The organism is Mycobacterium sp. (assembly GCF_049673265.1).
In the GTDB taxonomy this organism is placed as follows: domain Bacteria; phylum Actinomycetota; class Actinomycetes; order Mycobacteriales; family Mycobacteriaceae; genus Mycobacterium.
In genome coordinates this window covers 1-1876 of the sequence record NZ_JBATXN010000239.1, presented here as the reverse complement: position 1 = coordinate 1876, position 1876 = coordinate 1, and the positions used below count along the sequence as shown (strand labels likewise).

At 62.6% G+C, this 1876-nt stretch carries 3 protein-coding genes; all 3 read right to left on the bottom strand.

Annotated features, from left to right (window positions below):
* The coding region (locus WBF82_RS08560; protein WP_424382621.1) for a Clp protease N-terminal domain-containing protein at positions 1-561 on the bottom strand (561 nt) is incomplete at its 3' end.
* A gap of 234 nt (positions 562-795) precedes the next feature.
* Positions 796-1134, bottom strand: coding sequence for a histone-like nucleoid-structuring protein Lsr2 (gene lsr2, locus WBF82_RS08555; RefSeq protein WP_424382620.1), 339 nt, complete (start codon positions 1132-1134; stop codon positions 796-798).
* Positions 1135-1271: 137 nt separating this feature from the next.
* Positions 1272-1876: amino acid--tRNA ligase-related protein (locus tag WBF82_RS08550; protein WP_424382619.1), on the bottom strand; the 605-nt coding region annotated here is incomplete at its 5' end.

The following is a 1876-nucleotide window of genomic DNA, read 5'->3' as shown; positions in this document are numbered from 1 at the left end:
CAACTTGCCTTCCATCGCGGCGGCAGTCAGGTTGCGGCCGAACTGGTCGAGCACCAGCGAGGTCGAAGGGCTGCCCGACTCTCCACCGCGACCGCCCGTGCCGGCCTCGGCGGTCTCCTTGCCCTGGTATCCGGACAGCAGCTGGATGACTTGCTGGCGCACCCGGGTCAGCTCAGCGCCGAGCTTGACCAAGACCTGGGCGGCAACGCCCTCCCCTTCGCGAATCAGGCCGAGCAGGATGTGCTCGGTGCCGATGTAGTTGTGCCCCAGCTGCAGCGCCTCGCGCAGCGAGAGCTCCAGGACCTTCTTGGCGCGCGGGGTGAACGGGATGTGCCCCGACGGCGCCTGCTGGCCCTGGCCGATGATCTCCTCGACCTGGCTGCGAACCCCTTCGAGTGAAATTCCCAGCGACTCCAACGACTTGGCGGCGACGCCTTCGCCCTCGTGGATCAAACCCAACAGGATGTGCTCAGTGCCGATGTAGTTGTGGTTGAGCATCCGGGCCTCTTCCTGAGCCAGGACGACGACCCTGCGGGCACGGTCGGTGAATCTTTCGAACATCGGTGGCTACCTGCTCTCCCTCACATCGGTACTTCGGTGGGCCTTGAGTAGGCCCTGCGTACCTGCCATCCACTGTAGTGGGCGGCTGCCCGGGCTTCCTAACCTTGCGAGCCCGGCCGCAGCACTTAATCCACGGCTTTAACGCAGCTGCAACAAAGCAACGTAGGAAGTCAGGGAAAGTTTCCCCTACCGACCGGCGATCAGTTCGCCAGGAGCGAAAGGTGACCGCCCGGGTCAGGTGGCGGCGTGGAAGGCGTCGATGACGTCGGCCGGGATGCGTCCCCGGGTGGACACGTTGTGGCCGTTGCGACGCGCCCATTCGCGGATCGCCGCGCTCTGCTCACGGTCGATGGTGCCGCGACCCCGCCCGGAACCCGAGCGTCCGCGCCGACGGCCGCCCACCCTACGGCCCGCTTCCAGCCATTTCTTGAGGTCACCGCGCAGTTTTGCGGCATTCTTACTCGAAAGGTCAATCTCATAGCTAACTCCGTCGAGCCCGAATTCGACGGTTTCATCGGCGGCGCCTTCACCGTCGAAATCATCGACCAAGGTGACGGTCACTTTCTTCGCCACTAGCTCATCCTCGCGTTTCTTCCTGTGCACTGACTGTGAAACTCCGATTGAGTCTACTTGACACTAATCTGTCATAGGAACGGTGTCATTAGGACCCTGTGTACAACCCTAACATCTACCATAACGTCCCCCGGAGTTCAGCTGCCGTGCGGTCGAACAATCGGGAACAAAACTGTGTCCCTAATTGACAGGCCGGTCAGGGCCATCAACAGCCGATCGATACCCATTCCGGTTCCCGTGCATGGCGGCATCGCATACTCCAGTGCGGCCAGGAAATCTTCGTCGAGCGCCATTGCCTCGTCGTCACCGGCCGCCGCCGCCCGAGCTTGCTCGGCGAACCGCTCCCGCTGCACCACGGGATCGATCAATTCGGAGTAACCGGTCGCCAGTTCGATTCCGCGCACGTACAAGTCCCACTTCTCGGTGACACCGGGGATGCTGCGGTGCTGGCGCGTCAAAGGCGTTGTCTCGACCGGGAAGTCCTTGACGAAAGTGGGTTCGCTCAAGGTGGGGCCGACTGTGTGTTCCCACAGTTCTTCGATCAGCTTGCCGTGGCCGTAGCCGCGGTCCGCAGGTATCTCGAGACCGAGCCGCTCGGCGATGGCACCCAGCCGATCGGCAGTCGTGTCCGGTGTGATCTCTTCTCCGAGCGCATTCGACAACGACGGATACATTTGTATCGACGGCCATTCTCCATCGAGGTCATAGACGCTGCCGTCGGGCAGTGGCAGTTGTCTGGTCC